This window comes from Promicromonospora kroppenstedtii DSM 19349 (assembly GCF_000515355.1).
GTDB lineage: Bacteria > Actinomycetota > Actinomycetes > Actinomycetales > Cellulomonadaceae > Promicromonospora > Promicromonospora kroppenstedtii.
Genome location: NZ_KI911725.1, coordinates 1 through 3,854, shown reverse-complemented (window position 1 = coordinate 3,854; position 3,854 = coordinate 1). Strand labels below are relative to the sequence as shown.

3 protein-coding genes and 1 pseudogene are annotated in these 3,854 nt (G+C 74.1%); 2 read left to right on the top strand and 2 right to left on the bottom strand.

The window, feature by feature from the left end; all coding sequences use genetic code 11:
* Positions 1–542, bottom strand: a 542-nt coding sequence (locus tag PROKR_RS37535) for a YflT domain-containing protein (RefSeq protein WP_342665896.1), incomplete at its 3' end; no start/stop codon positions are given.
* Positions 543–614: 72 nt separating this feature from the next.
* On the opposite strand from PROKR_RS37535, the gene PROKR_RS21080 reads away from it, so the two are divergent.
* Both PROKR_RS21080 and PROKR_RS21075 read left to right on the top strand, forming a co-directional pair.
* A complete protein-coding gene (locus PROKR_RS21080; protein ID WP_051433210.1) occupies positions 615–1,943 on the top strand; it encodes a magnesium transporter MgtE N-terminal domain-containing protein in 1,329 nt (442 codons plus the stop codon).
* Positions 1,936–2,460 (top strand): DUF1003 domain-containing protein, encoded by a 525-nt coding sequence (locus tag PROKR_RS21075; RefSeq protein WP_020016309.1) that lies wholly within the window; start codon positions 1,936–1,938, stop codon positions 2,458–2,460. Before PROKR_RS21080 ends, PROKR_RS21075 begins: the two co-directional genes overlap by 8 nt.
* Here the strand turns inward: PROKR_RS21075 and PROKR_RS35710 are convergent.
* Positions 2,415–3,854, bottom strand: a pseudogene (locus tag PROKR_RS35710) (hypothetical protein); the annotation flags it as partial. The gene PROKR_RS21075 and the pseudogene PROKR_RS35710 overlap by 46 nt on opposite strands.

Below are 3,854 nucleotides of genomic sequence, written 5' to 3'. Positions count from 1 at the left end.
CCGGGCGCCGCTGGCGCGGCCGGGACCCCGACCGAGGCCGCACCGCGCGCCTTGCCCAGCCCGCTCGGGGACTGCACCAGCATGGCCCGGGCGTCGCTCGCGTGCTCGTGCGCGCAGAGGATCGCGTAGGTCGCGGCCACGATCTGCGACGACGACGTGAAGTCGCGCCGTCCGCCCGTGAACGCGTAGGACAGGATCGAGAAGAGCAGGCCGAACCCGGCACCGAGCGCGATGCCGGCGAGCATGACCTGGAAACCCGACGAGGCCGAGAAGAGCGTCAGCAGCAGGCCGACGAAGAAGCCGAACCACGCGCCCGAGAGGGCGCCCGCGAGCGCCACCCGGCCGTAGGTGAGGCGTCCGGTGACCCGCTCGACCATGCGCAGGTCGGTGCCCACGATCGTGACGTTCTCGACGGGGAACTTGTTGTCGGAGAGGTAGTCGACCGCTTTCTGCGCCTCCAGGTAGGTGGAGTACGCGGCGACCTCGTCACCGGCCGGCAGGGTCGGGACCTTCGGGACGGCACCCGGGCGAGACATGCTCATGCTCATAGTCTCCCCTACCTGGACGATAACGGCGAGGAGCGACGCCCCCACGCGGGTCGTAGGCTGACCAGCGTGAGCGCCAGCACCAGGGTTTTCGTCGCACGTCTGGCCGGGACCTTGGTCTTCGACCCGATCGGGGACCAGGTGGGCCGGGTCCGTGATGTCGTCGTGCTGGTCCGGGCCAAGGGCGCGCCGCGCGCGGTGGGGCTGGTGGTCGAGGTCCCGGGCCGACGCCGGGTGTTCCTGCCGCTGACCCGGGTGACCAGCATCGACGCAGGTCAGGTGATCAGCACCGGCCTGGTGAACATGCGGCGGTTCGAGCAGCGGGCCATGGAGTCGGTGGTGCTGGGCGAGCTGCTGGACCGGCGCGTGCAGCTCAAGGACGGTTCGGGCGAGGTGACGATCGAGGACGTCTCGATCGCCCAGCAGCGCACCGGGGACTGGCTGGTGGACCAGCTGTTCGTGCGGCGGCGCTCGGCGCGGGGTTCGGCCCCGTTCCGGCGCGGTTCCACCCTGACGGTGCCGGTGGACGCGGTGCAGGACCTCACCAGCCGGTCGCCCGAGCAGGGCGCGGCGCGGCTGCTGGAGGCGTACGAGGACATGCGCGCGGCGGACCTCGCGGACGTGATCCGCGACCTGGGCACGGCACGCCGGCTGGAGATCGCGCTCGCGCTGGACGACGAGCGGCTGGCCGACGTGCTGGAGGAGCTCCCGGAGGACGCGCAGGTCGCCATCCTCTCGGGCCTGGACCGGGACCGGGCGGCCGACGTGCTGGAGGTCATGGAGCCGGACGACGCCGCCGACCTGCTGAACGAGCTGCCGGACGAGCAGGCGGCCCAGCTCCTGAACCTGATGGAGCCGGACGAGGCGGCCGACGTGCGGCGGCTGCTGGAGTACGCCGAGGACACGGCGGGCGGCCTGATGACCACGGAGCCCGTGATCCTGGGGGCGGACGACACGATCGCCACGGCCCTGGCGCAGATCCGGCGGCAGGAGCTGCCGCCGGCGCTGGCCTCGCTGGTGTTCGTGGTGCGGCCGCCGCTGGAGACGCCGACGGGGCGGTTCCTCGGCGTCGCGCACTTCCAGCGGCTGCTGCGGGAGCCGCCGCACGCGGCGGTCGCCTCGGTGCTGGACACGGAGACGGAATGGCTCACGCACGACGCGTCGATCGGCCGGGTGACGCGCCTGCTCGCGGCGTACGACCTGCTCGCCCTGCCGGTGCTGGACGCGCAGCGCAGGCTGCTGGGGGTCGTCACGGTAGACGACGTGCTGGACCATATCCTCCCGGACGACTGGCGCGGCAGCGACGACGAGCGGATGGAGGCGATCGCGGCGCAGTCCGCGCCGCCCACGCCGTTGGCCCGCCGGTCCCCCACGCGACGGGGGGCGCACCGTGCCTGACCGTCTCGACACCCCGCTCGCGCAGCGCCGCGGCATCGTCCCCCGGTTCCGGTTCGACGAGGAGGCCGTGGGCAAGGCCACCGAGGCCATCGCACGGTTCCTCGGCACGCCGCGGTTCCTCATCTACCTCACGGTGTTCTGCCTGCTCTGGCTCGCGTGGAACATCTGGGCCCCGGAGGACCTGCGGTTCGACAGCGCGGCCAACGGGTTCACGGCGCTCACCCTGATGCTCTCTCTGCAGGCCAGCTACGCCGCGCCCCTGATCCTGCTGGCGCAGAACCGGCAGGACGACCGCGACCGCGTGACCGCGGAGCAGGACCGGCAGCGCGGCGAGCGCAACCTCGCCGACACCGAGTACCTGGCCCGGGAGATGGCGGCGCTGCGGCTGGCCCTGTCGGAGGTCGCGACGCGCGACTTCGTGCGCTCCGAGATCCGCAACCTCCTGGAGGAGCTGGACGAGAAGGAGCGCGGTCAGGGCTCCACGTCGTCGTGGAGCACCACGCGCGACAGCTCGTAGGTGCCGCCCGGCAGCTTCCAGTAGTGCAGCCGGCGGGCTGACGGCGTGTTGACCTGCAGGGACACCCGCCAGCAGACCGCGCCGTCATCCCGGTGCCGGACCGGGTCGTCGCCGCCGGCGCCGGTGCGCAGGCGGTGCGCCTGCAGCCCGTTCATGTCCTGCGCCAGCCCGGTCAGCACCATGACGAGCGTCCGGACGACGCGGTCCCGGCTGATGCCCTCGACCTCGGTCAGCGACGCGAGGAACCGGGGCCCGAGCGTGTACCCGGCCAGGGGGCGGCCGGCCTTCTCGGCCGCGGGGATGGCGCGGGCCCACTCGGTCAGCACCTCGAACCGGAGCTGCTCCTCGTCGTCGGCGAAGTACCGCTCCTCCGGCACCTCCACCCCGGCGTCGCCGAGCCGGTGGCGCAGGCGCGCCGCCTCCTGGCGGGCCTTGCGCAGGGCCGTGGCCTGCTGCTCCGCCCGCCGTTCGCTGCGCTCCAGCCGCTCGGTGAGCTCGCCGACGCGACCCAGCAGGCGGTCCACCTCCAGCTCGACCTGGTGCCTCCGCACCTTGTCGTCCAGGAGCTCCTTCTCGAGCGACGCCACCCGGGACCGCGCGGCGTCGAGGGACAGGCTGAGGTCGCGGGCGGCCTTGCCGGCCGGCTCCGGTTCCGACGTCGTCGGTGAGGGCAGGGCGTCGTGGGCGCCGGCGTGGAAGGCGGCGACGTCGCCCGGGGTGGGCTTGCGGCGTCCGGCGGTGCGGTCGTTGGTCCGGCCGTTGGTCGGGGCCGGTGTCGGAGGCGGACTCGGCGCCGGAGGCGGACTCGGTGTCGGGCGCAGGCCGAACAGGTCGCCCGGGGTGGGGCGTCCGGCGGGCCTGATCGAGCCCAGCACCACGGGCCCGTCGATCCGCGGCAGCTCCGGCTCCGGCTCGGACTCCGGTTCCGGCGGTTGGAGCCACGGCGGCCCGCCGTCCAGCAGCGCGATCGCGGGGACTGGCTCGTCCTGGGACTCGTCGACGTCGTCCAGCCGCAGGGCCAGGCCGTCGAGCGGGGCGGGCACGCGGCGGGCGGTGACCACCTCGCCCCTGGTGAAGAGGTCGCCCAGCAGGTCCAGGTCGTTGCCGGTGATCTCCGCGCGGCGAACCCGCACGTGGACGCCCGGCGCCAGGGCGATGCGCACGGCCTCGTCCTCGACGCTCTCGACCCGGCCCAGCACGACCTGGCCCACCCGGTAGGTGGTGTGCACCGCCCGGCGGAGGGTGGCGACGTCGGGCAGCATGCCGCGCACGTCGAGGAGGCGGCGCGCGGGGTCGAGCGCGCCGGTGACCCGCATGCCCGGGGCGAGCACGCGTGCGAGGGGGACGTCGGCCAGGACGAGCTCCTCGGCCACGGTGGCCTGGCCGCCGTCGTC